The sequence below is a fragment of the Aeromonas sp. 600724 genome (assembly GCF_049175135.1).
GTDB classification, from domain to species: Bacteria; Pseudomonadota; Gammaproteobacteria; order Enterobacterales; family Aeromonadaceae; genus Aeromonas; species Aeromonas veronii_A.
Genome location: NZ_JAAKUM010000001.1, coordinates 374,542 through 400,793 on the forward strand (window position 1 = coordinate 374,542; position 26,252 = coordinate 400,793).

Sequence of the window (26,252 nt, forward strand, 5' to 3'; positions counted from 1 at the left end):
AAGCGTCGGTGATGACGGGTTTGTCAGTGATCAGCCACGCTGGCTGATACTGGCTAGCTTGTCGAAGTAATCCGGGAAGGTCTTCGAGGTGCACTTGGGATCATTGATGGTGACCGGGGTATCCGACAGCGCCACCAGCGAGAAGCACATGGCGATACGGTGATCGTTGTAGGTATCGATCTCGGCATGCTTGAGCTGGGTCGGCGGGGTCACGGTGATGAAGTCATGCCCCTCCTCCACTTCGACGCCCAGCTTGCGCAGCTCGGTCGCCATGGCGTGCAGACGATCGGTCTCCTTCACCCGCCAGTTGTAGATATTGCGAATGGAGGTCGGCCCCTCGGCAAACAACGCCGCTACGGCGATGGTCATGGCCGCATCGGGAATATGGTTCATATCCATATCCACTCCGTGCAGCGGCGCCTGCTCCGCCTCGATGAAATCACCACCCCAGGTGATGCGCGCGCCCATCTTCTCCAGCACGTCGGCGAAGTGGATATCACCCTGAATGCTGTGCTTGCCGATACCGGTGACCCGCACCTTACCCTTGATGGCACCCGCCGCGAGGAAGTAGGAGGCGCTGGAGGCATCCCCTTCCACCAGAAAGTCACCCGGGCTGATGTAGGTCTGGTTGCCCTTGATGTAGAACAGCTTGTAGTTGTCGTGCTCGATGACCACCCCGAACTGCTTCATGATGTGCAGGGTGATGTCGATGTAGGGCTTGGAAACCAGCTCCCCCTTGATGTGGATCCGGGTATCGCCCGCCGCCATCGGCGCCGCCATCAAAAACGCGGTCAGGAACTGGCTGGAGACGGAGCCGTCGACGTGCACATCGCCGCCCCACAGCCCCTTGGCGTCCACCACCAGCGGCGGATAACCATCGTGTTTCAGGTACTGGATATGGGCACCCGCTTCACGCAGGGCATCCACCAGATGGCCGATGGGACGCTCTTCCATGCGCGGCTCGCCGCCCAGAGTATATTCACCGGAGCCCAAGCACAGCGCGGCGCACAGCGGTCGCATGGCGGTACCGGCGTTGCCGAGGAACAGATTGACCGGCTCTTTCACCGCAAAGCTGCGGCCCAGCCCCTGCACGGTACACTCGGTCTTGTCGGCGGAGAGCTTGTACTTGACCCCGAGCTGGGTCAGCGCAGCCAGCATATGACGAATGTCATCGCTGTCGAGCAGGTTAGTCAGACGGGTGGTGCCACGAGCCAGCGCCGCCAGCAGCAGCGCACGGTTAGAGACACTCTTGGAGCCGGGCAAATTGACCTCACCGACCACACGAGAAATGGGTTCCAAACGCAACGAATTCATAGACTTCCTGTGCTATCTCAAAAATAAACGCCTGTCCGGACGTTAACAGCCTGCGTCCCGCTCGGCAAGGGCACTTTCAGGGGAAATCGCACGGCAAACGCCAGCGCGCTGGTTCTGTTGAAAAAAAGACGCCGGGGTATCCCCGGCGTCGTGAATCACTGCAATAGCTGGAAGCGGCTCACGAGTTGTCACGAGAGGCCGCCAGCAAGCACGTATGTACTTTCTTTTCAGCCGTGGCGCTTGGCAAAGCCATCCATAAAGCTCACCAGGGCCTTCACTCCCTCCAGCGGCATGGCGTTGTAGATGCTGGCGCGCATGCCACCGACGATGCGGTGCCCTTTGAGGGCCAGCAGGCCGGCCGCTTCCGATTCTGTCAGGAACTGCTTGTCCAGCTCGGCATTTTTCAGCTGGAACGGGATGTTCATCCGCGAACGGCAGCTGACATCCACCTGATTGCCGTAGAAGCTCGACTGATCGAGATAGTCGTAGAGGAAGTCGGCCTTCTCCTTGTTGCGCGCTTCCATCGCCTCGAGGCCACCCTGTTCCTTGAGCCACTCGAACACCAGACCGGCCAGATACCAGGCGTAGGTGGGCGGCGTGTTGAACATGGAGTCGTTCTTGGCGGTGAGCTTGTAGTCAAAAATCGAGGGCACATCGGCTCTGGCCTGATCCAGCAAGTCATCGCGCACGATGGCGATGGCAAGCCCGGACGGCCCGATATTTTTCTGGGCACCAGCATAGATGATGCCGAAGCGGCTGACGTCGAGAGGACGGGAGAGAATGGTGGAGGAGAGATCTGCTACCAGCGGCACCTCGCCGGTGGCCGGGATGTCGAACATCTCAATGCCGTCGATGGTTTCGTTCGGGCAGTAGTGAACATAGGCCGCATCGGCGCGAAACGCCGGGGTCGGCAGCAGGTGAGAGATCCCCTGCTCGTTCTTGGCAACCCCCTGGAAGGTCTGGATATCGCCATACTTTTTGGCTTCATCCACAGCACTCTGGGACCAGACACCGGTCAGCAGGAAGTCCGCCTTCTTGTTGGCCCCGCCCAGCAGGTTCATGGGCACGGCGGAGAACTGACCGCGGCCGCCACCGTGCATGAAGAGCACCTCGTAGTTCTCCGGCACCGCCAGCAGCTCGCGCAGATCCGCTTCGGCCTTCTCGGCAACCGCCATGTAGGGCTTGCCGCGATGGGAAAGCTCCATGACCGAGGCTCCGAGCCCCTGAAAATTACAAAATTCGCGCTGGGCGCGCTCCATGACTTCAACCGGCAGCATGGCGGGGCCGGCGCAGAAGTTGTAAATCTGTTTGCTCATGACGCTTTCCGTGAGTGGATGAGAGTAATCGATGACTTGTCAGGTTTTACACAAGAGCAGCCAGCGGATCAAAGGCTTTTTGGGAGCTGGCTCAACCTTTTACCGTCACTCTGCCTCCCCCTTGCAGTAGAAAAAGCCCTGAACGGGTCAGGGCTTGCAGGGAACATGCACAGAAATGGCGGGCAGAGCGCATAAACGACCACAGCCCAGCCATTTCTGACAAATTTACAGTTTGGCGGTGAGCTCCGGCAGCAGAGTGAAGAGATCCCCCACCAGCCCGTAGTCCGCTACCTGAAAGATGGGGGCATCGCTGTCCTTGTTGATGGCCACGATCACCTTCGACTCCTTCATCCCCGCCAGATGCTGGATGGCCCCCGAAATGCCGACCGCGATATAGAGCTCGGGCGCCACCACCTTGCCGGTCTGTCCCACCTGCAGATCGTTGGCGACATATCCCGCATCAACAGCGGCTCGCGATGCCCCCACGGCGCCGCCCAGCTTGTCGGCCAGCGCCTCAATCAGGGCAAACTGCGCCTTGGACCCCAGTGCCCGGCCACCGGAGACCACCACCCGGGCGGCGGTCAGTTCGGGCCTGCTGGAGCGCACCGCGCGGCGCTCCACCAGCCGGGTACGACCAGCGAATTCGGGCACGGCCAAGTGCTCGATGGGAGCCTGCCCGCCCGTCGCCGCCTTGGCAAACGCGGTGGCCCGCACCGTCATCACTTTGACGGGCGCCGAGCTTGCCACTCTGGCAATGGCATTGCCCGCATAGATGGGGCGCAGGAAGGTGTCGCTACTCTCGATAGCCGTCACCTCGGAGAGCATCTCCACCCCGAGCCGGGCCGCCACCTGTGGCAGCAGCGTCTTGCCCATGGTACTCGCCGCCATCAGGCAGTGGCTGTAACCTTCGCACCAGCAGGCCAGCAGCTTGTCGACCCCATCCAGCAGCCCGTCGGCCAGCAGGGGATGTTCGGCAAGCAGAACCTTGTCGACACCGCCAATGGCAGCCGCCTGTTCACCCGCCTCGGTCAGCCACTGCCCCAGCAACAGCAGGTCAACCTGACCGCCGATGGAGACGGCGGCGGTCACCAGTTGTGCCACGTTGTCGGCCAGATGGCCCTGATGATGTTCGGCAATGATCAGCACGCTCATGGCAGCACCTTCGCTTCGTGTTTGAGTTTGTCCACCAGCTCGTCCACCGAGCCCACCTTGATCCCGGCGCTGCGGGCTGGCGGCGCCATCACCCCGAGCAAACGGGTCTGGTTGGCCACCTCAACGGCGAGTGTCGAGAACGGAGCGCTATCAAGCGGCTTGCGCTTGGCCTTCATGATGTTGGGCAGCGAGGCAAAGCGCGGTTCATTCAAACGCAGATCGGCGCTCACCACCGCAGGCAAAGGCATGCGCAGGGTCTCGAGGCCACCGTCGATTTCGCGGGTCACCAGCAGTTCCCCCGCTTCCACCTTGAGGGCTGACGCACAGGTCGCCAGCGGCCACTCATTGAGGGCAGCCAGCATCTGGGCCACCTGATTGTTGTCAGAATCGATGGACTGCTTGCCGAGCAGCACCAGATCCGGCTGCTCCTGCTCACACACCTTGTGCAAGGCACGGGCGACAGTGAGCGGGGTGAGCGTCTCATCGGTGACATAATGCAGCGCCCGATCCGCCCCCAGCGCCAGCCCATGGCGCAGTTGCTCGGCGGCAGCGTCAGGGCCGAAAGTCACCACCACCAGCTCGCTGGCGATACCCGCTTCCCGCAGCCTGACCCCCTCCTCCACCGCAATTTCACAAAAGGGGTTGATCCCCATCTTCACATTGGCCAGCTCCACGTCGGAGCCGTCTCCCTTCACCCGGATCTTGACGTTGTAGTCGACTACCCGTTTGATTGCGACCAGCAGCTTCATGGGGTCATGCCTCGTCTCTTTGGATTGAATTCATTAGTGTGCCTCTGCGTTTGTTGCAGTACGCTCTTCCCTGATTTTTTGCTTTTTCTTGCTCAGCTTTGCTTACAACTGCTTTACGTTTACGTAAACTACCAGCATTACCCTAGGCCAACCAGAGCGCAGAGGCAAGATGGAACGGGAAGCAATGGAATTTGATGTCGTCATCGTCGGCGGCGGACCGGCGGGGCTCAGTGCAGCCATCGCCCTGAAACAGCAGGATGCCACTCTCTCTGTCTGTCTGCTGGAGAAGGGGGCGGAAATTGGCGCCCATCTGCTCTCCGGCGCCCTGTTTGATCCCGTCGCCTTGCAAGAGCTGCTGCCGGATGGCTGGCAGCAAGCGCCGCTCGGCGTGCCGGTCAGCGACGATCAGGTTCATCTGCTGCAAAGCGAGCAACGTTCCCTGCAACTCCCCGCCTGGGCGGTACCGCCCCGGATGCACAATGAGGGCTGTCACATCATCAGCCTCGGCAATCTCTGCCGCTGGCTTGGCCAACAGGCGGAAAAACTGGGAGTCGAAATATACCCGGGATTTACCGCCAGCGAACTTATCATGGAAGCGGGCCGGGTCAAGGGGGTCATCACCGGCGATCTGGGGCTGGATCGCGTGGGCAATCCGAAAGCAGATCATGTGCCCGGCATGGCACTGCTCGGTCGCTACACCCTCTTTGCCGAAGGGGCCCGCGGTCATCTCGGCAAGCAGCTGATCGCCGACTTCAACCTGGCAAGCCCTGCCCAGCCCCAGCACTATGCCATCGGCTTCAAGGAGCTGTGGCAACTGCCTGCTGGCCAAGGCAAAGCGGGACAGGTGCTGCACGGCAGTGGCTGGCCCCTTGGCAAGCAGGGGGGCGGCAATAGCCACGGTGGCTTCTATCTCTATCACATGGAGGCGGATCAGGTGGCGGTCGGGCTGATTGTCGATCTCAACTACCAGAATCCCTGGCTCAGCCCGTTTGACGAATTCCAGCGCCTCAAGCATCACCCGCTTATCGCCGGCGTGTTGCAAGGGGGTGAACGCATCAGTTACGGCGCCCGCGCCATCACCAAGGGGGGCTGGCACTCCCTGCCCCGCATGCACTTCCCGGGCGGCCTGCTGATCGGTTGTGATGCGGGCACCCTCGACTTTTCCCGCATCAAGGGGATCCACACCGCCATGAAATCGGGGATGCTGGCGGCAAAAACCGTCGCGATGGCGCTGCGGGGGGGCGATGAGGGTGGACGGGATCTGGCCCAGTATGGCGACGAACTGCACCAGAGCTGGCTGGCCCGCGAACTCAAGGCAGCACGCAACTTCGGCGCTGCTCTTCACCGCTATGGTCCCTGGTTGGGCGGTGCCTTCAACTGGCTGGAGCAACGGCTGTTTGGCGCAAACTCGCCATTCAAGCTGCTCGATAAGGCTCACGATTATCGTCAGCTGCGCGTGGCCAGCCGCTGCGAGCCCATCCATTACCCCAAACCCGATGGCAAGCTGAGCTTTGACAAGCTCTCATCTGTGTATCTGGCCAACACCAGTCACGACGAGGATCAACCTTGCCACCTCAAGCTGCAGGACGAGCGCATTCCGGTCGAGGTCAATCTGCCCACCTGGGCCGAACCCGCCCAACGCTACTGCCCGGCAGGGGTGTTTGAAGTACTGGAAATGGAAGGCGCGGCCAAACTGCAAATCAACGCAGCCAACTGTATTCACTGCAAGACCTGTGACATTAAAGATCCCAGTCAAAATATCATCTGGACGCCACCACAGGGAGGCTCCGGGCCCAACTATCCGAATATGTGATGAGGCGGGGCAGCGGCAACAAGCAGCCCCAGCTAGCCCTCCTCCAGCCAAAGGCTGGGTTCTACCCCGCATAGCCGCTCAGGTGATCCGACCTCGCTGTTTTTTTGGACAAACAAGCTGAATCCCTGATGAATAGCCCCTGACAAGCGCGGCCCGCCCCTGTATAGTTCGCCGCATTCAGGTTTTCCATCGGCCCGATCTGCTTATCCACGGGATCGCCTTCTGCAGCGATCTAAGGCCGCATGACCTGTGCAACCATCCCTGATTACCCATGACTTTTTAAGGGGGGACAGATGATCACCGCCTACATTCTCAACAACAAGGTGCTGGACATAGTCACGCTCGGGCCTGACGACATAGTACCTGACAACACGGTCTGGCTGGATGCCTACAAGCCGGACACGGCAGAGCGAGAATGGTTGACGGGCCTGTTCCTGGAAGAGGTCCCCGACAAGGAAGAGCTCGACGACATCGAAGCATCCGCCCGTTTTTACTGGGATACCGATGGTCTGCACATTCACTCCCTGTTTCCCCAGCGGATCGGTCGTGACACCAAGGGTGTCCACGTCTCCTTTACCCTGCGCAACAACCTGCTGATCAGCATTCGTGAAGATGACATCGGGCTGGTGCGTCTGCTGCGTCACTATATGCGCCAGGATCGGCTGGAGGTGGAGGATGCCCTCGACATCCTGCTGGAGGTGCAAAACCTCAAGGTGGAGTACCTCTCCGACCTTATCGAAGATGGTTACAAGACCTTGGAAAACACCGCCGATCAGATCTTCGAACCGGATCAGATCAACCCCATGCTGAAAGAGTTGATGGCACAGGAAGAGGCCAACGGCCAGATCCGTCTCTCCCTGCACGATACCCGCCGCGCCCTGCGTTTCCTCAAACGCAGCCTGCGCCAGCGCATGAGCCTTGAGCAGAACAAGTGGATCGACGAGATGCTGCACGACGTGGAGTCTCTCTTGCCCCACACCCAGTTCCTGTTCGACAAGATCAACTTCCAGCTGGAGGCCTCCATGGGGGTGACCAATCTGGAGCAGAACAAGGTGATCAAGATCTTTTCGGTGGCCGCGGTCATCTTCCTGCCGCCGACCCTGATCGCCAGTATCTACGGCATGAACTTCGGCCGCATGCCGGAGCTCGCCTGGGAGTATGGTTATCCCATGTCACTGGTGCTGATGGTGATGTCATCGCTCGGCACCGGCCTCTTCTTCAAGCGCAAAGGCTGGCTGTAACGCCGCCGACGCACGCTGCGATATCTGAAGAAACGGATTGGGGGGCATGGCCCCCCGATTAATTTGCGCCACGCCCAACGCCTTGCAAAGGACGCTTCGTCGCCCCATATCCCTTCCATCACTCAATTCAAGTGGATAACGGGCAACCATGACCCTCTACCCCGAACACCGATATGACGATCACGGCCAGTTGCGCCCGCCTCTCTGGTTCTGGCCCATCGCCCTGTTGCTGACCCGCTCGGTCTGGCTCTTTTTGATGGCAGGGGTCACCCGCGAGAGCGGCAGCGAGATCCTGACCCTCTTCTATCCGGACAAGATCACCCTCTACATCAGCCTGCTGACCGACGTGCCCGCCATCCTGGCGTTGCTCGCCTGCGGCGGCACCTATCAGCAGACCCAAAGCATTCGCGCCAGACTCCGGCGCCACAGCCCGCTGCTGCTACTCTGCTCTGCCGTCAGCGGCCTGCTGATGCAACTGCACAGCCTCAATCTGCAGAAGTGGTCGTTCAGCTGGCCCACCGCACTGGTGCTGGTCGCCAGCCTCTGGTCACTCTGGTATCTGCTGCGCAGTCGCCAGCTACGGGAATATGCTGCTGATGATCCTCATCAGGAGTCGAACATCTAGCCAAGTTTTAGCTGCAATCAATTGAAATAAATATAAAAAGCCTCTTGGTGAGTTGAACGCCCGACGCGCGGCCATAACCCCGAGCCGCAAGCTGCCCCGCTGTCGAGGAGCGGCTGCGCCCGCACTCTCGCCCCATAGGTGGCGGCCAAGCGGATAAGGAATTATCAATCGTCGTGTTAGGTCACCCCGTTCATTCAGGCTTGATTCATTATCAATGGAATTGATAACACTTTTCATTACTCTTACTGCGTTATAAACTTGCTCCCCCCGGGCTGCACCGCCCGGGTGCTGGAGCCTTTATGACAAGCCTTTCTCTCTCACCCCGACAATTCTGGCAGTGGCTGGCCTACCACCATCAGGCCGCCGAGGGCACCCTCTACCTGATGTTCTTCTCCGGCCTGCTGCTATGGGAACCGCTGACTCCGCTCTGGTCGCTGGCACGCTGGAATCTGTTTTTCCATGTGATGCTCTCGCTCACCCTGTTTCCCCTGCTGTTTGGCGCCTTCTGGCTCTCCCATCGCAGCTTGTTGAACCGCAGCAACAAACCCTTTTTACGCACCACGGGGCGGATTATCGAAGCCCTGCTGCTGGTCTGTCTGGCCAGCGGCCTGCTGCTGGTGCTGCACGGCACCCCGGGCGATGCCATGGGCAACCTCGCCAGCTGGGCCCACTGGCTGAGCGCGTTGGCGTTAACTCCTCTGGTGCTGCGCCACGCCTGGCGCTGGACCATCTTGAAATGGCGCTCCTGATCCCATGTTGAAGTCATCTTTTTCTGCATATTTGTCACCCCTGCTGGCCCTCCTCCTGCTGCTGGCCAGCCCCTTCGCGTTTGCCCAACAGATGGGCACAGGGATGCTCGCCTATGAGGAGGGAAGCGCCCCGCGCCTCGTCACCGCCAACCTGAGCGCAGGTTCCGTCACCCTGCTGGAGCGCGATAGCGGCAAGCGGCTGAAAGAGGTGCAGCTGGGGGGCGATCTGCGCCAGCTGGCCCGCGCCGATGATGGCACCCTGCTGGTCACCGACTACAGCGGCGATCGCCTACTGCTGCTGGATGATGATCTCGATCTGGCAAAGGCGATTCCCACCGGTCATCGTCCCTATGGGGTCATCTTCGATGCCAAGCGGCAGTGGTTCTGGGTCACGCTGTTCGAATCCGCTCGCCTGCAGGCCTACGACACCGCCGGCAACCTCCAGCTGGATGCAGAAACCGCCGAGACTCCCCGCGGGCTGGCATTGACCAACGACGATCGCCTGCTGCTCACCCACGCCATGACCGGCCAGCTCGCCATCTATGATCTCGCCAAGCTTGGCCACGGCGCCAATGGCTCTTCGCTTCCCAAGCCCAAGCTCATCACCCTGACCGAGACCCATAGCGATACGCCGAGCGACTCGCAGGGCTTGCCACGCCAGCTCGATGGCATCGCCCTCTCCCCAGATGGTAGCGAGGCCTGGTTGCCCCATGTGCTGTGGAGCTTCGATCACCCCTTCCAGTTTCAGAGCACCGTCTTTCCGGCCGTCTCCATCATCGATCTCGATGAGGAGAAAGAGCGGGTCGATGAAAGAAAGCAGCTCTTTTTGCAGATCAATTTGCCAAGCGTCGGCAACCGCAGCCAGATCGTCTCCAACCCGTTCGCGGCGCGCTTCGCCGCCGACGGAAAACGGGTCTATCTGACCCTGGCGGGCTCGGAAGATCTGCTGGTGTTTGACCTCTCTCGCAGCGGCAAATCCAACAACAACCGCCACCGCCGCAAGAAGTTTCAGGGGGGCGCCAAGGCGACCCAGCTATTGCGTCACCTGCCGGGCCAGAATCCGCGGGATCTGCTGATCGATGGCGACCATATTCTGGTGCACAACGCCATGGGGCAGGATCTTACCCGCCTCAATAGTGGCGGCAGCGGCCCGTTTGCCCGGGTCACGGTCGATGTGCCCCACTTCGCCAAGCTGGTAGAGACGGATCCGCGCCCCGCGCCGCTTCAGCGCGGCGAGCGGCTGTTCCATCTTGGTAACACAGCGTCCAACTCACGCTTCCCCATGGCGGGGGACAACTGGATGAGCTGCAACTCCTGCCATCTGGACGGGTTCAACTTCACCAACCGCTATCTGATGGCGGCCCATCGCCAGAAGAGCGGCGACAACGCCATCAACGGCCACGCCAACCTCACCAACATGGTGGCGGGGGATTTTGTCGGCGAATACCTGCGCATGACCCAGCAGACCCAGGGCGGCATGGGGCACGACACCCGCGATGGGGCCGAGGCAGTTGACCCCGCCAAGCCCCAACCGGAAGTGAAAGCGATGATGGAGGACTTACACGCCTTCGTCACCGCCGATGGCAACCTCCCCTATCTTGCCAACTGGCTGCGACTCGATGCCCCGCGCACGGACCCCGCCAAGGCGCCGACTACCCACCCGAAGGAGTGGCTCAACTCCGCCTCCTGCCAGAACTGCCACAGCCAAGCGTTCAAGGATTGGAGCGAGAGCAACCACCGGCTGATGGGCAACTCCCACCCCTACTACAAGGTGGTACAGGCGCTGGCCCGCGAAACCGAAGGGGAAGCGTTCGGCCAGTGGTGTCAGGGCTGCCACATGCCCCAGCAGGTGATGACAGGCCAGCTGGATCTGCCCAAGGGCTCCCACATGTTCGAGCAGGGTGGCGCCTCGCTGATTGCCGCTCACAAAGCGGGCGAACCTGTGGTGGAGGAAGGGACCGGCTGCGTGCTCTGCCATCGCATCACCAAAGTGGAAGATGCGGGCGGCAACAGCGCCTTTACCGTGAATTTGAAAGACCGCGAGAGCTATGTGTTCGAGGATGCCCCGGGCGGCAGCCTCCAGCACTGGCTGGCCGAGCGGCAGATCAACGCCCGCCCGACGGCCCACAAAGCCTCCTATCAGAAAGATTTTTACCGCGACGCGGCTTTGTGCAAGTCGTGCCACAACGAGTTTGCCCCGGGCACCGGCGCCAATATCGTCAACACCTGGGACGAGTGGGAAAAATCCAGCTTCGCCAAGGCCAAGGATCCTGCCAAACGGCGTACCTGCATCGACTGCCATATGAACCCGGAGCCGGGCAATGGCGGCGCGCCGGTGGCGGGCCAGTCCACCGAAAACGGCACCATGAAAGCGCGGCTCTATCGCCACAACTTTACCGGCGCCCAGCACCAGCTGGTGGGGCTGCGCAATCCAGACCTTGAACAGGAGAGTCTGGCGCTCTTGCGCTCCAGCGCTACCCTCTCCGCCCGTATCGAACAGGCTGCCGATAGTCAGCAGCTGGTGGTGCGGGTCGCCAATACCGGCGCGGGCCATGCCCTGCCCACTGGCGTAGCTGATTTCCGTGAACTCTGGCTGGAGCTGACCGTCACTGACGCCACCGGCAAGGTGGTGCTTGCCAGTGGCCAGTCGGTGGATGGCGCTGTCCCAGAAGATGCGCGACTGTTCAGAAAAGTGTTCGGCGATGCCGAGGGCAAGCCGGTGGGGCTCAAGTTCTGGCGCTACGCCAAGCTCTTGGAAGATACCCGCATTCCGGCAGATGGCTGGCGCGATGAAGCCTGGCCGCTGCCAGCAGATGCCCAAGAGCCCTTCAAGGCCGATATCAAACTCAATTTCCGCACCTACCCCAAGTGGGTCAATGATGCGGTGCGCGCCGCCGAGCCCAGCTTGCCGGAGCCACCCATAGTGCAGCTAAATCGGTTGCAACTTACATTGCAGCCTCTCCCCGTCATGCCCGCTACGGAGCCTCAATCCTGATGTTTGCAAGTTTTCTGATTACCCTGCGCGAGGGGCTGGAAGCCTTCCTGCTGGTCGGCATCTGCCTCTCCTACCTCGCCAAGCTGGGGGCGAGCCGCTACAACAAGTTCATCTATCTGGGGGTGGGGCTTGGCCTTGTCGCCTCCCTTGTGGTCGCCTTCCTGTTCCAGGTGGTGGTGAGCCAGTTCGAGAGCGAGCGCTACAACCACCTGTTGATGGCGGGGATCCTCATCTTCGCCACTCTGGTGCTCACCTATATGGCGATCTGGATGCAAAAACAGGCCAAATCCCAGGTGGGGGCCATGACGGCGCGCATCGATGCAGCCATCGATGGCGGCAACCTGTTTGGTCTGGTGCTGCTCGCCTTCCTGGCGGTGATGCGCGAAGGGTTTGAAACCGTGCTCTTCTTCTCCGCCCTGCTCTACTCGGGCCAAGGGGTGGATCTGCAATCCGGCCTGATGGGCGCGCTGGCGGGGCTGCTGGTATCCATCGCGCTGGTGTGGGGGCTGCTGCGCTCCACCCGCAAGGTGGCGCTGGCTCCCTTCTTCCGCTGGACCGGGCTGCTCATCATCATCATCGCCGCAGGCTTGCTCTCGTCCGCCGTCAACATGTTGCAAGCGGCAGACATCATCACCTTCTGGACCACGCCGGTGTTCGACATCAGCCATATTCTCGACGATCAGGGGGTATTTGGTACCTTCCTGCGCGCTCTGTTTGGCTACAATGCCTCACCCGCTGGCTTGCAGCTGCTGACCTGGGCCCTCTATCTGGCGATCTTCGTTACCCTCTGGCAGCGCAGCTATCGCCCGCAGGTGAGCACTGCATCCAGCAAGGGCTGAGCCAACACGCCCTGTGGCAACAAGGCCACGGGGTAACAACACCATTCGGGAGCCGCGCCTTGGCGCGGTTCCCTTATCTATCAAGCAGTTTCGGAATAGGTCATGAGCGATAACAACAAGAAAAGCATTGCAGTGCTGGGCGCTGGCCCCGCCGGTTTGATGGCGGCCTGGCGCCTGCGCCGCGCCGGTTTTGCAGTCACCCTGTTCGAGCAGGAGCCGGTGGTCGGCGGCATGTGTGCCACCCAGACCTTCAAGGGGCGCGATGGGGAGTATCGATTCGACTACGGCGGTCACCGCTTTATCACCAAAAACCCCGAGCTGCTCGCCTTTATCGATGAACTGATGGGGGACGATCTGCTCCACGCCGAGCGCAAGAGCGTCATCCGCTTTGGCGGACGCACCTATGACTACCCATTGAACCTGCCCAACCTGCTCAAGACGGCGCCGCTCGCCCTGATGGCCGGTGCGGTAAAAGACTTGCTGCTGTTACCCTTTGCCAAGAAGCCGGATGATTTTGCCAAGGCAAGCTTTGCCGAGTGGATCCAGAGCCACTTCGGCCGCACCCTCTATCGCCAGTTTTTCGAGGGCTACACGGGCAAGCTGTGGGGCATCAACCCGGACAAGCTCTCCGCCGACTGGGCCGGCCAGCGCATCAGCCTGATCGATCTCAAAGACGTGGCCCGCCGCCTGCTGCCAAGACGCAACGGTAGTATCTCGGTGCGCACCTATGCCCGCAAATACCGCTACCCGAAATATGGCTTCGGCCAGATCTTCACCACCCTGGGGGAGCGGCTGGTGGCAGAGGGCGTTGAGCTGAAAACCGGCGCCACCATCACCCGCCTTGAGCAGGCCGATGGCCGCATCGAACGGGTGTATTGGAAACAAGATGACGTTGAACAGAGCGAACGCTTTGATCAGGTGATCTCTACCCTGCCGCTGCCGCTCACCTGCCAGCATCTGGGCTTGCCGTGCGATCTGCACTACCGGTCGCTTCGCTTCGTCAATATGCCGCTTAAACAGGAGAACCTGTCGGACAACACCTGGCAGTACCTCTCAGACCCCCACATTCTGGCCACCCGCCTGCAGGAACCGCGCCGGCGCAGCCCCTTTATGGCGCCCCAAGGCCAGACCTCGGTGATGCTGGAGATCCCCTGCAACCCGGGGGATGTCACTTGGCAGGCGCCGCTCTCTGATCTACGCGGTCGGGTCACCGCCGATCTGGCCAGCCTCGGCGTCGATACCCAGAAGCTTGGCGATGAGACCTTCGAAGCCCGCAGCGAATACGCCTATCCGCTGATGGATTTGGGCTATCAGGCACGCCGCAACGAAGCCATCAAGGCGCTGATGCCCATCACCAACCTCATCATGACCGGCCGTCAGGGGACATTCCGCTACATCTTCACCGACACCGCCATGGAGATGGGGATGATGGCCGCCGACATGGTGATCGACGGGGTGGACAGACGCCATGCCATCTTCAACCATCGCAATGAAAACACCGTGATCGAAACCCAGAGCGTGGCGTGAGGCTTGTCGGTGTCCAACAGGTAGACAGACGCCACGCCATCTTTAACCATCGCAACGAAAATACCGTGATTGAAACCCAGAGCGTGGCCTGAGTGCCGCGCCATTGGCATAAGTAAGGAGAACAGGATGACCATCCGCCCGGGTTTACTCGCCCTCACCCTGCTGCTGGCCCTGAGCGGGCAGGCGCAAGCTTACTCCTACGCCGCCGCCGGCAAGGAACCTCTGATCGATGCCCGCGAAGCACTGCTGGGCGCCGCCACTGACGGCAAGGATGCCAGCGCCACCTTGAGCGAGATTGCCGACGAGCTGACCTATCTGGAACAGCACCACAAGGTGGAGCTGCAAGGGCCGCTGGCCGCAGCCATCAAGGCCAAAGACGCCGCGGCTACCTCCGCCATGCTCAACCGCGCCTACAAGGCGGAGATCGAGCGCCGCCTCGAAGGGGCCAGCCAGAATCTTGGCGACTACCAGACCGCCAAGGTGCTGGTGGTCAAGAGCAAGCGCTTCCTCGATTTGATCCTCCCCTCCCTCAATGAAGGGGATCGCAAGGCGGCCGAACAGGCGCTGGCCAAGGTGCTGGATGCCATCGGCAACCCGGGGGTATTCGGGGTAGGCGCCAAGCCCGCCGATGCCGCCGCCTTTAGCGATGCAGAAAAAGCGCTGATGGCCGTGCTGGCGCCGCTTTGATGGCAACCAGCCAATCATTGCGCCACCTCGCTGTGACAAACGGTGGGTTTCGCTGCGCTCTACCCACCCTACGCACGGCCTGCCGATAAATGCCCCGGACGCCGGTTTGCCCCCTTCTCCCCTGGCGGGAGAAGGGCTGGGGATGAGGGGTAAGGTAATGGCCCGGCGTTGGCCTTCCCCCTGCTCCACCACCATTTGGCTGCTCATTCTGCTGCAACTGGCCTGGCTCGGCTGGCTGCTGGCCTTCCCGGTGGCCCTCGATTCCGACGATGCCCTCAATTTCGCCCACGGGGTGACGCGCTTTAGCGTGCTGGAGTTCTCCCCCCACTTTCCGGGTTACCCCGCCTTTATCTGGCTGGCGCGGCTGATCAATCTGGCGGTGGGCGATCCGGCCCGCGCGGTGCAGTGGGCAAGCCTCTTGGGTAGCAGTTTACTAGCGCCGCTCGCCGCCTTGCTGGCGGTCAGATTGTGGCAACGGCCAAGCCTGCTCGCCCCAGTCTGGCTGCTGGTGCTGGCCCTGCCGCTCACCCCGACGCTCGCCCTCTCCGGCCTTTCGGACGTGCCCGCGCTCGCCACCTGGCTCGGGGCGCTGCTGGCCTTGCAGCAGCGCAGAATTGCACTGGCGGGTCTGTTACTGGGCCTTATGCTGGCGCTGCGCCCCTCCTATTTTGTGCTGGCGCTGCTGCCCCTGTGGCTCGGGCTGGCGCAGAAGGAAACGCGCATCAGATTTGTGCTCCCCATCGCACAGGTTGGACTTATCAGCCTGCTCTTTGTCTGGCAAGCCGATGGCTGGGCCTATTTCAGCGAAGGGCGCCGCTTTACCGACGGCCACTTTACCCTGTGGGGCAACACGGCGGCAGCCCACGGCGCTCGACTGCTGAGCTGGGCGAGCACCTTCAACGATCAGCTCACCCCGCTCTGGCCCCTGTTGATGGGGACTTTGCTGGTGCTGCCGCTTTGGCAACGCTCAAAAGGCCAAGCTGTAACCCTCTCCCCGCTCTGGACACTCTATTGGCTTGTCCTGCTGCTCTGGACCCTGTTTGGCCAGAATCCCGACAATCCCCGCCATCTGGCCCCCATCACCCTGCTCGGTATCGTGCTGCTGGCAGGCTGGCTGCCGCGCCGTGGCGAGTGGGTGGTCGCGGTGGCCGGATTGCTGCTGCTCGGCGTGACCTTTACCCTGCCCCGTCCGCCCGCCATGGTGCAGGCAGCAAGGCTGGCAGAAACAGCGTGCCCGGCGCTGGTGACCCAGTGGGGCATAAGATTGCTGCGGGAAACCACGGCACTGCCGGTGACCGATGGCTGGTACAAGGGGGATGCGGCGCTGGCGCTCTCTCAGGGAGCCTGTCGCCTCAGTCGCCGCCCCATCACCGCGAGCGAAATGCCCACTGCGGTGCGCCAGCACTGGTTTGCCCCACGCTTTGCCGCCGAGCCCGGCCTCTGGCTCGCCATTCCCTCGCTGCAGACAACCCATGGGGGAAAGTGACAAGAAACACAGAAAGAGCACAAAAATCCGTCATGGCAACTAAAAAAGAGGGGCACAACTCGGGTACACTCACTGCGCATCCATAACAGACGAGTCCCCTTATGCGTGTAACCAGAGAGTGGCTGTGGGTTTTGTCGGTACTGACCGGGGCCTGTGCCCTCCTGTTGCTGCCATTCTGGCTGCGCGGCGGTAGCCAGGGCCATGATCTGTTTCATCACCTGCTCTCCGGTCACTTCTTTGCCGTGCAACTGTGGCAAGGTGAACTCTATCCGCGCTGGTTGATGGAGATGAACGGCGCCTTCGGCAGCCCGGTCTTTTTCTTCTATCCCCCCCTGCCCTACTATGTGAGCGCACTGTTCGCCGGCCCCACCCCACTGGCCCACGAGGCGATGACGCCGCTGCTCTGGAGCAGCAGCGTGGCACTCTGGCTCTCCGGCCTGTTTGCCTATCTCTGGTTGCGTCCCTTTGCCGGCCACGGACGGGCGCTGGCGGCCAGTCTGCTCTATATGGCGCTGCCCTATCATCTGGCCATCGATATCTACGCCCGCTTTGCCCTGGCGGAGAGCTGGGCCTTCGTCTGGGCGCCGCTGGCTCTGCTGGCGCAGGATCGCCTCTGCCGCGGCGCCCCCTTTGCACTACTGCTGCTCGCACTGGCCGTCTCCATGCTGACGCTTTCCCATCTACCAAGCACCCTGCTCATTCTGGGCTTGCTCACCCTGCGCAGCCTGCTACTGGTCTGGCGCTACAAGGGGAGCACAGCGCTTGTCAGTGTCCCTGTCACCGCCTCCCCGCTCATTGGCACCCTGCTGGGCCAGCTCTGGGGGTTGGCGATGGCCAGCCTGTTGCTGCTGCCCGCTCTGCTGGATCAGGGGGGGATCTCCATGGAGCAGATGCGCACCGGCATGTTCGAATTTCAGCGCAACTTTCTCGATCGTTTGCCCCAAAGCCGTGATGACTGGCGCTTTCGCGGCCATCTCGCCTGGCTGACGCTGCTCACCCAGGCTCTGCTGCTGGTAGCTTGGGCTGCCGCCCGCGAGCCGCGCCATCCCGAGTTGCTGCTCTGGGGGGTCATTGGCACCCTGAGCTTTCTGATGATGCTGCCTCCAAGCGAGCCCCTGTGGCGCCTGCTCACTCCGTTGCAACTGGTGCAATTTCCCTGGCGCCTCAATCTGCTGCTGGTCATCGCTACCGTCGCCGTGGTGGCGCTGGGTACCCCCACCTATCGCCCGTGGCAGTGGGTCTGGTGGTTACTGCTTGCCCTCACCCTGCTCTCGCAGGGACTCTATGTACGCGAGGCGCCGCTCACCCAGGCTCCCGTAAAGAGTCAGCTCGACGGGGAGTTCGACAGCAAGCGCAGCGCCCGCGAATACCGACCAAAGCAGGTGCCACGCGGCATGTTTGCCCCCACCCTGCTGGCCTGGAAAGAGGAATTCCAGCCCGCCATCACCAGCGACCATCAGGGGGTGAACTGGCAGATCCAGCGCTGGCAGCCTCGTCATATCGAATTGACGGTGGATGCCCCGGCACCCGCCAAGCTGGTCCTGCACCAGTTTGATTACCCGGGCTGGCAGGCAAGGCTCGACCAGCGCCTGCCGCTGAGCGTCAGCAGCACCCGCAACGGGCTGGTGCAGGTCTGGGTGCCCGCCGGACAACACAGCCTCACCTTCACCCTCACCGCCCGCTGGCCGGAGCGGCTCGGTTACGCCATCTCGTTGCTGGCCTGGCTGCTCTGGCTGGGGGGAGTGATCCGCGCAGCGCGCCGACATGACCGAAAGCGTGATCCCCAAGGTGCCTGAGCGATCGGACACCTCCCCCTTTTGAGGGGGTAGGAACGTCATGCCGAGCGGGGGCAAACCTGATAGACTCGCCCTTCTCCCTTTTTCAACCAAGGTTCACCAGCGGATACCCTATGCCCCACGCACAGTCCCCCCAGGCCACCATGCTCTCTCCCCGTTTCCTGTTTATCCTGCTCGGCGCTCTGGCGGGTCTGACCCCGCTGGCGGTGGATATGTATCTGCCCGCCATTCCGGCCATTGCCCGGGATCTGGCCACCAGCATCGACGGTGCCCAGCTCACCATCAGCGCCTTTTTGGGCGGCTTTGCCATCGGTCAGCTCTTCTACGGCCCGCTGGCCGACAGCTATGGCCGCAAGCCGGTGATCCTGGCGGGGCTGGTGATGTTTGCCATCGCCTCGGTGGGCTGCGCCATGGCGGACTCCCTGCCTGAGTTGCTTGCCTATCGGATGTTGCAGGCGGCGGGCGGCGCGGCGGGCTCTGTGGTGGTCAATGCCCTGCTGCGCGATCTGTTCGAGAAGGATGCGTTTTCCCGCGCCATGTCGTTCGTCATTCTGGTGATGACCCTGGCGCCGCTGGTGGCGCCTGTGGTGGGCGGCTATATCAGCGCCCACGCCGACTGGCGGGTGATCTTCTGGCTGCTGGTGGGGATCAGCCTGCTGATCTGTCTGGTGATGCAGTGGAAAATTCAGGAAACCCTGAAACCGGAGCACCGTCAGCCGCTCAAGATCGGCCAGATCCTCAAGAACTACTGGGGGGTGCTCTCCCATCGCGGCGCCATGGGTTATGTGCTGTGCGGCTCCCTCTCCAGCTCTGGCATGTTCGCTTTCTTAAGCGGCTCCCCTTACGTCTATATCGAGTACTTCAAGGTGCCGACCGAGCACTACGGCTGGCTGTTTGGCCTCAATATCCTGCTGATGATGGTGGTCACCTTCGTCAATAGCCGACTGGTGAAAGGGGTGGGTGCCGAGCGGATGCTGCAATACGGCCTGCTGGTGCTGCCCTGCGCGGGCGCCCTGCTGGTCTACAACGCCTGGAGCCAGACCGGCGGCCTGTGGGGCATCGTCATTCCGGTGGTACTGTTTGTCGGCCATATCAGTCTGGTGGGCGCCAACGCCATGACCGGCCTGATGGGCCACTTCCCGCAATCTGCGGGCACCGCCTCGGCACTGGCGGGCACCCTGCGCTTTGGCATCGGCGCCCTGGTCGGGATTCTGGTCAACCTCAATCCGCCCCAATCGCCGCTGCCCATGGCCATCGCCATCGCATGCTGTGGCGTGGGTTCCACCCTCAGTTACTGGCTGCTGGCGGGCAAGCGGGGCGATTGACCCCCCCTATCCCCCTCGGCCAGGAAAACGAAAGAGGCTTCCATCAACGGAAGCCTCTTTTCGTACTGGCGGGCAGACGTTCAGAACTGGGCACTGTTGAGCCAGAGGTGCGCCCCTATGCTCACCAGATAGCCGAGCAAGATAGCCGGCGACCATTTCAGGTGGCCAAAGAAGGTATACATGCCATGGGCCTGCCCCATCAGGGCAACACCGGCGGCAGAGCCGATGGAGAGCAGGCTGCCGCCCACCCCGGCGGTCAGGGTCACCAGCAGCCACTGCCCCAGCGCCATGTCTGGGCTCATCGAGATCACGGCAAACATCACGGGAATGTTGTCGATGACGGAGGACAAGACCCCGATGAAGATGTTGGCCATGGTGGGATCCGTACCCTCATACAACCAGTGTGATACCAGCTCCAGATACCCCATAAAGCCCAGCCCCCCTACACACATCACCACTCCGTAGAAGAAGAGCAAGGTATCCCACTCCGCCTTGGCGACCTTGTTGAACACATCGAATGGCACCACAGAGCCCAGTCTGCGCAACCTTTCGGTGTCGCCATTGCGTTCGTAGAGCGCACGCTTGCGTGCCAGCGAGCGCGGTAACGACTTGCGCAGATAAAACCCGAAAAACTGCAGATAACCGAGTCCCAGCATCATGCCGAGCACTGGCGGCAGGTGAAGAAAGCTGTGACACATGACTGCCGTGGTAATGGTGAGCAAGAAGAGCAACACGATACGCCTGGCGCCTCGCTTCAGCTCGATATGCTCGTTGTCGGCTTCGGGGACATGACGCGGCACCATCAGGCTCATCAGGATGGCCGGAACCAGAAAATTGAGCAGAGAGGGAATAAGCAGGGTGAAGAACTGGCCAAATTGCACCTTGCCCGCCTGCCACACCATCAGGGTGGTGATATCGCCAAAGGGACTGAACGCCCCTCCGGCGTTGGCGGCGATCACTATGTTGATGCAGGCAAGATTGACAAAACGCCGATCACCGTTGGCCACCTTCAACACCACGGCGCACATCAAGAGCGCAGTGGTCAGGTTGTCTGCCACCGGCGAAATACAAAAAGCAAGCCCACCGGTCAACCAGAACAGGGTGCGCAAGTGAAAGCCGGATCGCACCAGCCAGGCGCGCAGGGCATCGAATAACCTGCGATCCTCCATGGCGTTGATATAGGTCATCGCCACCAGCAGGAACAGCATCAACTCGGCATATTCCAGCAAGGTATGGCGGAAGGCCTGCTCGGCGACAGGGCTCATCCCTTGCTGTGCATAGGCGATACCAATCAGGATCCAGATCACCCCGGCGGCCACCAGCACGGGTTTGGACTTGCGCAGTTGCAGATACTCTTCAGCCATCACCAGGGCGTAGGCCAACACAAACAATCCGACACAAAAAAGACCGATTGAGGAGGATGTCAACAGAACAGGGCCACTACTGGCATGGGCGGGAGGGATAAACAGGGACAGCAGCAAAATAACTGGGGTAAGCGCAGACATGGTCTCTTCCTTTTAGAACCATCTGGCAATGATGCTAACACCTGGATGAAAAGAAAAATTCATCCAGGTCAATTAACGCTTAATTGGTTTGCTGTCGAAACGCGGGATTATTTCTTGCCGAAACCCGACTGCTTGAGGGTATAGCCTGCGCTGTTCTGCCAGGCATCCAGACCGCTGCGGTTATTGCCCGCCACCAGACTGGCGGCCAAACTCGGGCTGTTGAACAGCTGATCGGCGGTAAAGACAAAGCCGCCCTGACTGCGGGGCACTATGACCCCCTTTTCCAGCAGCTCGTGACGCAGCTCGATCACCGCTTCACGCAAAGAGGCGGCATCCTCGCCATTGGCGGTGGAACCGGCCAGCACCATAAAGCCCGGATTTTGCCGCTTGCCCACCGGATAACCGTGGGCCTCGGCCCCCTTGCCGTTGAAGTGGTAGAGCTCGCGCTCCCCCGGCCGGTTGTCGGAGAGTGCCTTTTGCAGGGTCATCAGCTCGTTGTAGATCTCGATGGGGACGACGGCAGCCTGCTTGTTGCCCTTGCTATCGATGATAAAACTGACTTGCTTGTGTAACATCCTTGCTCATCCTGTGACCCATGGAAGCCCCTATTCTAACCACCTCGGGCAAGCGGGATCCAGCGAGGATCCACTGCTCTTTTGCCGCCTTGATCACTAACTGGCACTCTTGATCAACCGTAAGGGGTGTTGATCAATGCTGGCCGTGCTAGCGTACCAAGCATGATGAAAGCCATTGACCATCAAACGGTTATCCCATGCTGACCCTGCGCAACCTCTGCAAGAGTTTCGATAACGGCAGTGAGCGACTGCCGCTGTTCCACCATCTCGATCTCGCCCTCCCCGCTGGCGAGATCACCCTGCTGCTGGGCCAAAGCGGCTGCGGCAAATCGACCCTGCTCAATCTGATCGCCGGGCTGATTGCACCGGATGAAGGGGAGATCTGGCTGGGGGAGACCCGGATCGACACCCGCTCCCCCGACGAGCGGGCGCGCCTGCGGGGCCGCCATTTCGGTATCGTCTATCAGGATTTCAACCTGCTGCCGACCCTGAACGTGGCCGAGAATCTGGCCCTGCCGCTGGCTATCAACGGGCTGCCACCGGATGAGGCAAAGATTGACCAGTTGCTGCAACGGCTCGATATGAGCCACAAGCGCGATGCCTGGCCGGAGCAGCTCTCCGGCGGCCAGCGACAGCGAGTGGCGCTGGCCCGCGCCCTTATCCATCAACCCGGTTGGCTGCTCGCCGACGAACCCACCGGCAGCCTCGATGAACACAATGCCGAACAGGTGATGGCGTTAATGATCGCGGCGGTGCGCGACACAGGCGCAGGCTTGCTGCTGGTGAGCCACAACCCCGCCTATGCTGCGCAGGCCGACAGGGTGCTGCGCCTCGAAGGGGGGCAACTTATCGAGCTCAAGGGACCCCGTCATGACTAAACAACGACTGCGCCAGCCGGAGTCACGCTGATGCTGCCACTCAAAGCGCTGCTGCGCCTCTATCGCAGCCACCCCTGGTTGCTGCTGATGAGTCTGGCCGGGCTGGTATTGGGGGTATCGCTGGTGGTGGCCATCGAGCTGCTCAACCACAGTGCCCGCACCAATTTTGTCGCAGCCCGCAGCCAGCTGGCAGGGGAAGCCAACTACCGGCTGGCCCCCGCTGGCGGGCTGGATGAGCAGCTTTACGTGCAGCTGGTGACCAGCCAGCCCGCCTTGGATGCCATGCCCCAGCTCCATGGCTGGCTCAAAGATGAAGAGGGACGCAGCTTTCAACTGCTGGGAATGGATCTCTTCAACCCCGGCCCCCTGCGCCAGCTGCTTGGCGCCCAACCCGCGAGCGAACCCGCCTTTTCCCTCAACCGTGCCGACAGCATCTGGCTGGCGGCCCCTGAGGCAGCTCGCCTTGGCTGGCAAGCGGGCCAGAGCCGCCGCTTTGTATTGGGCGGCAGCGATGGCGGCAGCGCCCGCACCCTGACCCTGACGCTGGCGGGCACGTTCGAACCGGGCGCCGTGCCCATGGAGCGGCTGCTGATAACCGATATCGGCCTCGCCCAGCCGTTGCTGGATAAAGCGGGTCGGCTCGATCGCATCGTCTTCAAGCTAAGCGACGCCGAGGCTCGCACCCTGCAGGCTACCCTGCAAACCGATTACCCAAACCAGCCCTTGTGGCTTGAGCCCATAAGCCCGGCGCTCGATGCCAGCCAGCTTGGCGATGCGCTGGCCCTCAATCTGACGGCGCTCTCATTGCTCGCCATGGCGGTGGGACTGTTTCTGGTGTTCAACGCCCAGCGATTTGTCCAGAGCGTGCGTCGCCCCCAGCTGGCCCAGTTGATCATTCTGGGGATGGGGCCGAGTCGGGTACTGCGTTGGCTCATTCTGGAGCTCGTTATTCTCGCCACCCTCGGCACCCTGCTCGGGGTGCTGCTCGGCAGCCTGTTGGCGCTCGCCTTGATGGGGCAACTGACCCAGGCGCTGGCCGATCTCTATGGCCCCAACCCCATCGATCTGTTGCGCCTTTCCCCTGTGAGCCTGCTCAAGGCGCTGTTGATCGGGTTGTTCGGCACGCTGGCCGCAAACCTGCCCGGCTGGTGGCAACTGCTGCGCCAATCCCCCCTCGAACTGCGAGCGGGAAGCAGCCGCCCCCCCGCTCACCCGTGGCGACGGCGCGTGCTGGCCATCGCCATCCTGCTGCTGTGCGCCCTCTGCCTGTGGCTGCCACAAACAGGTCTGAGTGGCGCCCTCTTTATCGCCGGCGGCTGGCTGCTGGCCATGGCACTCTGGCTGCCCGATGCCCTGCGCGGCCTGCTTGGCTGGTTGCGACGGCGCGCGGGCGGCCCCCTCACCGCCCGGCTCGGGGTGGCCGAGACCCTCTATCACCTCGATCGCACCGCCATCGCGGTGATGGCGTTGCAGCTGGCCATCGCGGCGGCCATCGGCATCGGGGTCATGGTGTCGAGCTTTCGCTCCAGCGTGGAGATCTGGCTCGGCCAGCGTCTGGCCGCCGATCTCTATGTCACCGCCCCCAAGGGGGTGGCGGGCAACAAGGGCACCTTGAGCGACGCCACCCTTAAGACTCTGCTCGCCAATCCGCTGGTGAGCGCGGCCTCGCGCCGCTCGGTTCACCCCGCCCGCTGGCAGGGGCAGCCCATCGAGTGGGCGCAGATGGACTTTATCCCCCAGCTTAAAGCGGCCTATCCGCTGCTGGCCGGACGCTGGCCGACCCGCCCTGACGAGGTACTGGCGAGCGAACCGCTGACGGTGCGCCTCGGGGTCAAGGTAGGCCAGACATTGGCGATCAGCGGCGAGCAGGGGCCACGGCAGTTCACCGTCACCGGCGTCTATCAGGACTACGGCAGTGACAAGGGGCAGATCCTGCACGCCTTCGAAGGGGGCGCGGTGCAATCCCTCGCCCTCTTTAGCAACGACCCCGAACAGCTGGCCGACCGCCTGCGCGAGCGCTTTGGCGAGCAGCTCAATCTGCTCTCCGCCCCCGCCATTCACAGCGCGGCGCTCAAGGTGTTTGACCAGACCTTTGTGGTGACCGAGCTATTGAAACTGCTGATCCTCGGCATCGCCTTTGTCGGGATCGGCTCGGCCTTTATGGTGCTGGGGCTGGCGCGCCGTGGTGAGCTGCAGACCTTGCAGAGTCTGGGCTTGAGCCCCCGCCACTGCCGCCAGCTGCTGGTGTGGCAAGGGGCTGGATTGGGGCTGCTCACCGCCCTGCTGGCCCTGCCGGTGGGCTATGGCCTTGCCTGGGTGCTGATCGAGGTGGTCAACCCCCGCGCCTTTGGCTGGCGCCTCGCCTTCGAGGCCGCCCCCCTTCATGCGGTCACCGCCCTGTTGCTGGCACCGGTCTGTGGCGCACTGGCATCCTGGTATGCGGCAAGGAGAGTGGTATGAAACAGATCAAAGGGTGGCCGCTGGCGCTGGGTATGCTCTGGACGCTCTATAGCGGGGCTATCGCTGCCAGCGATCTGGGCGCCCTGCTCGGCGGCGGCAGCGACAGCTTTAAAAAGGTGCTGCCGGGGCAAATTATCCAATTGCCGGAGGATCACGCCGCCCACCCCGATTACCGCTCCGAGTGGTGGTATCTCACCGGCAACCTCAAGGATGATCAGGGGCGCGAATATGGCATGCAGTGGACCCTGTTTAGGCAGGGTATCGAGCAAGAACTCCGCACCAGCAACCCCTGGCTCACCCCCCAGCTCTGGCTGGCCCAGTTTGCCATCACGGATCTCGACCGTGGCACTCACCAGCAAGATGAACGGGCCAGTCGGCAGGGGCCGGGACTGGCGGGGGCCAACGGCGGCCAATATTGGCTCAGGGAGTGGCGGCTTGCCTCGCAAGGGGCGGCGCTCTTTCCCGCCACCCTCAAGGTGCAGAGCAAGATTGGCGAGCTGAACCTCACCGTCACCGCCGCCAAGCCGCTGGTGCTACAAGGCAAGGCCGGTTACAGCGAGAAGAGCCCGGGCAACGCCTCCTTTTACTACTCCTACCCGCGCCTCACTCTTCGCGGCACCTTGGCTCGCAATGGCGAGACCCGCACCGTCACCGGACAAGGGTGGTTTGATCACGAGTGGAGCAGCTCGGTATTGGCCGAGTGGCAATCGGGCTGGGACTGGTTTTCGCTCCAGTTGAACGATGGCCGCGAGCTGATGCTGTTTCGCCTGCGCACCAAGACGGGCCGCGCAGAGCCCGAGAATCGCTACGGCATCTTGATTGAGCGGGATGGCAGCAGCCGGGTGCTCACCCCCGACGCGATTCACCTGACGCCGGGCAACACCTGGCGCGGCCCCAAGGGGCAGGATTACCCCGTCGAGTGGCAGCTAGACGCCGCCGGAATGAGCCTCACCATCAAAGCCCGTCAGCCCAATCAGGCCATGACAGGCCGCTTTGACTACTGGGAGGGTGCGGTCTCTGTCTCGGGAGATGCTCAAGGTGTCGGCTATCTGGAGATGACGGGCTATTGATCCAAGAGCGTGGCTGTTGATTGCAACGGCCATAAGCCGCCGTCAATGCCCTGCCAGACGGATTTGATGATGCACGCAGCCACCATGACGCCGGGGCTCTCGCCCCTCACTGCGGCACACAGGGCGCGCCGCACCTGGAGCCGGCGATTT

Annotated in this window: 20 protein-coding genes; 14 read left to right on the forward strand and 6 right to left on the reverse strand. The window is 61.9% G+C overall.

The features are described from left to right. Window positions 1-30 precede the first annotated feature (30 nt). The 4 genes from aroA to G5168_RS01645 all read right to left on the reverse strand — a co-directional run bounded on the left by aroA (window position 31) and on the right by G5168_RS01645 (window position 4,531). Entirely contained in the window at window positions 31-1,314 is a 1,284-nt protein-coding gene (aroA, locus tag G5168_RS01630; RefSeq protein ID WP_421172177.1) for a 3-phosphoshikimate 1-carboxyvinyltransferase, read from the reverse strand. Between the two features lie 227 nt (window positions 1,315-1,541). After that, a complete protein-coding gene (serC, locus tag G5168_RS01635) occupies window positions 1,542-2,630 on the reverse strand; it encodes a 3-phosphoserine/phosphohydroxythreonine transaminase (protein WP_421172178.1) in 1,089 nt (362 codons plus the stop codon). 225 nt (window positions 2,631-2,855) lie between these two features. Then, a complete protein-coding gene (locus G5168_RS01640; protein ID WP_227340705.1) occupies window positions 2,856-3,782 on the reverse strand; it encodes an electron transfer flavoprotein subunit alpha/FixB family protein in 927 nt (308 codons plus the stop codon). Then, entirely contained in the window at window positions 3,779-4,531 is a 753-nt protein-coding gene (locus G5168_RS01645) for an electron transfer flavoprotein subunit beta/FixA family protein (RefSeq protein WP_227340706.1), read from the reverse strand. The genes G5168_RS01640 and G5168_RS01645 overlap by 4 nt, the downstream gene beginning before the upstream one ends. Window positions 4,532-4,700: 169 nt before the next feature. Between G5168_RS01645 and G5168_RS01650 the strand changes: the two genes are divergently transcribed. From G5168_RS01650 to G5168_RS01700, 11 genes are all read left to right on the forward strand, one after another. Continuing rightward, on the forward strand, window positions 4,701-6,344 hold the full coding sequence (locus G5168_RS01650; RefSeq protein WP_227340707.1) for an electron transfer flavoprotein-ubiquinone oxidoreductase: 1,644 nt from the start codon (window positions 4,701-4,703) through the stop codon (window positions 6,342-6,344). A 293-nt stretch (window positions 6,345-6,637) separates the two neighbouring features. Further along, window positions 6,638-7,585: a magnesium/cobalt transporter CorA gene (gene corA / locus G5168_RS01655; RefSeq protein WP_005337059.1), complete on the forward strand. Its 948-nt coding sequence runs from the start codon at window positions 6,638-6,640 to the stop codon at window positions 7,583-7,585. Between the two features lie 148 nt (window positions 7,586-7,733). Beyond that, entirely contained in the window at window positions 7,734-8,210 is a 477-nt protein-coding gene (locus G5168_RS01660) for a DUF2919 domain-containing protein (RefSeq protein ID WP_421251757.1), read from the forward strand. 299 nt (window positions 8,211-8,509) lie between these two features. Then, window positions 8,510-8,959: a hypothetical protein gene (locus tag G5168_RS01665; RefSeq protein WP_064341369.1), complete on the forward strand. Its 450-nt coding sequence runs from the start codon at window positions 8,510-8,512 to the stop codon at window positions 8,957-8,959. A 4-nt stretch (window positions 8,960-8,963) separates the two neighbouring features. Continuing rightward, on the forward strand, window positions 8,964-11,954 hold the full coding sequence (locus tag G5168_RS01670; protein WP_421251758.1) for a YncE family protein: 2,991 nt from the start codon (window positions 8,964-8,966) through the stop codon (window positions 11,952-11,954). Further along, window positions 11,954-12,793 (forward strand): FTR1 family iron permease, encoded by an 840-nt coding sequence (locus G5168_RS01675; protein ID WP_421251759.1) that lies wholly within the window; start codon window positions 11,954-11,956, stop codon window positions 12,791-12,793. The genes G5168_RS01670 and G5168_RS01675 overlap by 1 nt, the downstream gene beginning before the upstream one ends. A gap of 102 nt (window positions 12,794-12,895) precedes the next feature. Continuing rightward, entirely contained in the window at window positions 12,896-14,320 is a 1,425-nt protein-coding gene (locus G5168_RS01680; protein WP_421251760.1) for an NAD(P)/FAD-dependent oxidoreductase, read from the forward strand. Window positions 14,321-14,446: 126 nt separating this feature from the next. Next, window positions 14,447-15,007, forward strand: coding sequence for a hypothetical protein (locus tag G5168_RS01685; protein WP_421251761.1), 561 nt, complete (start codon window positions 14,447-14,449; stop codon window positions 15,005-15,007). A gap of 157 nt (window positions 15,008-15,164) precedes the next feature. After that, entirely contained in the window at window positions 15,165-16,493 is a 1,329-nt protein-coding gene (locus G5168_RS01690) for a hypothetical protein (RefSeq protein WP_421251762.1), read from the forward strand. A gap of 101 nt (window positions 16,494-16,594) precedes the next feature. Then, window positions 16,595-18,289, forward strand: a complete 1,695-nt coding sequence (locus G5168_RS01695; RefSeq protein ID WP_421251763.1) for a hypothetical protein — start codon at window positions 16,595-16,597, stop codon at window positions 18,287-18,289. 113 nt (window positions 18,290-18,402) lie between these two features. Beyond that, window positions 18,403-19,614: a Bcr/CflA family multidrug efflux MFS transporter gene (locus G5168_RS01700; protein ID WP_421251764.1), complete on the forward strand. Its 1,212-nt coding sequence runs from the start codon at window positions 18,403-18,405 to the stop codon at window positions 19,612-19,614. A gap of 80 nt (window positions 19,615-19,694) precedes the next feature. Here the strand turns inward: G5168_RS01700 and nhaD are convergent, their stop codons facing one another. Beyond that, window positions 19,695-21,119: a sodium:proton antiporter NhaD gene (nhaD, locus tag G5168_RS01705; protein ID WP_421208331.1), complete on the reverse strand. Its 1,425-nt coding sequence runs from the start codon at window positions 21,117-21,119 to the stop codon at window positions 19,695-19,697. Between the two features lie 107 nt (window positions 21,120-21,226). Continuing rightward, complete coding sequence (locus G5168_RS01710) at window positions 21,227-21,694, reverse strand: DUF4357 domain-containing protein (RefSeq protein ID WP_005333716.1); 468 nt, start codon at window positions 21,692-21,694, stop codon at window positions 21,227-21,229. Window positions 21,695-21,891: 197 nt separating this feature from the next. On the opposite strand from G5168_RS01710, the gene G5168_RS01715 reads away from it, so the two are divergent. The 3 genes from G5168_RS01715 to G5168_RS01725 are packed head-to-tail and all read left to right on the forward strand — an operon-like array spanning window position 21,892 to window position 26,102. After that, complete coding sequence (locus G5168_RS01715) at window positions 21,892-22,572, forward strand: ABC transporter ATP-binding protein (protein ID WP_150995785.1); 681 nt, start codon at window positions 21,892-21,894, stop codon at window positions 22,570-22,572. Between the two features lie 30 nt (window positions 22,573-22,602). Next, window positions 22,603-25,032 carry an FtsX-like permease family protein gene (locus G5168_RS01720; RefSeq protein ID WP_421251765.1) on the forward strand — a complete coding sequence of 810 codons (2,430 nt, stop codon included), beginning with the start codon at window positions 22,603-22,605 and terminating at the stop codon, window positions 25,030-25,032. After that, window positions 25,029-26,102: a lipocalin-like domain-containing protein gene (locus G5168_RS01725; RefSeq protein ID WP_421251766.1), complete on the forward strand. Its 1,074-nt coding sequence runs from the start codon at window positions 25,029-25,031 to the stop codon at window positions 26,100-26,102. The genes G5168_RS01720 and G5168_RS01725 overlap by 4 nt, the downstream gene beginning before the upstream one ends. Window positions 26,103-26,252: the final 150 nt, after the last annotated feature.

What these genes read in the sequence shown, in the direction of transcription:
- G5168_RS01715 (WP_150995785.1), top strand. Translation starts at nt 21,892, where the DNA reads ATGCTGACCCTGCGCAACCTCTGCAAGAGTTTCGATAACGGCAGTGAG.
- G5168_RS01670 (WP_421251758.1), top strand. Translation starts at nt 8,964, where the DNA reads ATGTTGAAGTCATCTTTTTCTGCATATTTGTCACCCCTGCTGGCCCTC.
- G5168_RS01685 (WP_421251761.1), top strand. Translation starts at nt 14,447, where the DNA reads ATGACCATCCGCCCGGGTTTACTCGCCCTCACCCTGCTGCTGGCCCTG.
- G5168_RS01650 (WP_227340707.1), top strand. Translation starts at nt 4,701, where the DNA reads ATGGAACGGGAAGCAATGGAATTTGATGTCGTCATCGTCGGCGGCGGA.
- G5168_RS01675 (WP_421251759.1), top strand. Translation starts at nt 11,954, where the DNA reads ATGTTTGCAAGTTTTCTGATTACCCTGCGCGAGGGGCTGGAAGCCTTC.
- G5168_RS01725 (WP_421251766.1), top strand. Translation starts at nt 25,029, where the DNA reads ATGAAACAGATCAAAGGGTGGCCGCTGGCGCTGGGTATGCTCTGGACG.
- G5168_RS01665 (WP_064341369.1), top strand. Translation starts at nt 8,510, where the DNA reads ATGACAAGCCTTTCTCTCTCACCCCGACAATTCTGGCAGTGGCTGGCC.
- G5168_RS01640 (WP_227340705.1), bottom strand. Translation starts at nt 3,782, where the DNA reads ATGAGCGTGCTGATCATTGCCGAACATCATCAGGGCCATCTGGCCGAC.
- serC (WP_421172178.1), bottom strand. Translation starts at nt 2,630, where the DNA reads ATGAGCAAACAGATTTACAACTTCTGCGCCGGCCCCGCCATGCTGCCG.
- aroA (WP_421172177.1), bottom strand. Translation starts at nt 1,314, where the DNA reads ATGAATTCGTTGCGTTTGGAACCCATTTCTCGTGTGGTCGGTGAGGTC.
- G5168_RS01695 (WP_421251763.1), top strand. Translation starts at nt 16,595, where the DNA reads ATGCGTGTAACCAGAGAGTGGCTGTGGGTTTTGTCGGTACTGACCGGG.
- G5168_RS01660 (WP_421251757.1), top strand. Translation starts at nt 7,734, where the DNA reads ATGACCCTCTACCCCGAACACCGATATGACGATCACGGCCAGTTGCGC.
- G5168_RS01680 (WP_421251760.1), top strand. Translation starts at nt 12,896, where the DNA reads ATGAGCGATAACAACAAGAAAAGCATTGCAGTGCTGGGCGCTGGCCCC.
- G5168_RS01690 (WP_421251762.1), top strand. Translation starts at nt 15,165, where the DNA reads ATGGCCCGGCGTTGGCCTTCCCCCTGCTCCACCACCATTTGGCTGCTC.
- corA (WP_005337059.1), top strand. Translation starts at nt 6,638, where the DNA reads ATGATCACCGCCTACATTCTCAACAACAAGGTGCTGGACATAGTCACG.
- nhaD (WP_421208331.1), bottom strand. Translation starts at nt 21,119, where the DNA reads ATGTCTGCGCTTACCCCAGTTATTTTGCTGCTGTCCCTGTTTATCCCT.
- G5168_RS01700 (WP_421251764.1), top strand. Translation starts at nt 18,403, where the DNA reads ATGCCCCACGCACAGTCCCCCCAGGCCACCATGCTCTCTCCCCGTTTC.
- G5168_RS01710 (WP_005333716.1), bottom strand. Translation starts at nt 21,694, where the DNA reads ATGTTACACAAGCAAGTCAGTTTTATCATCGATAGCAAGGGCAACAAG.
- G5168_RS01645 (WP_227340706.1), bottom strand. Translation starts at nt 4,531, where the DNA reads ATGAAGCTGCTGGTCGCAATCAAACGGGTAGTCGACTACAACGTCAAG.
- G5168_RS01720 (WP_421251765.1), top strand. Translation starts at nt 22,603, where the DNA reads ATGCTGCCACTCAAAGCGCTGCTGCGCCTCTATCGCAGCCACCCCTGG.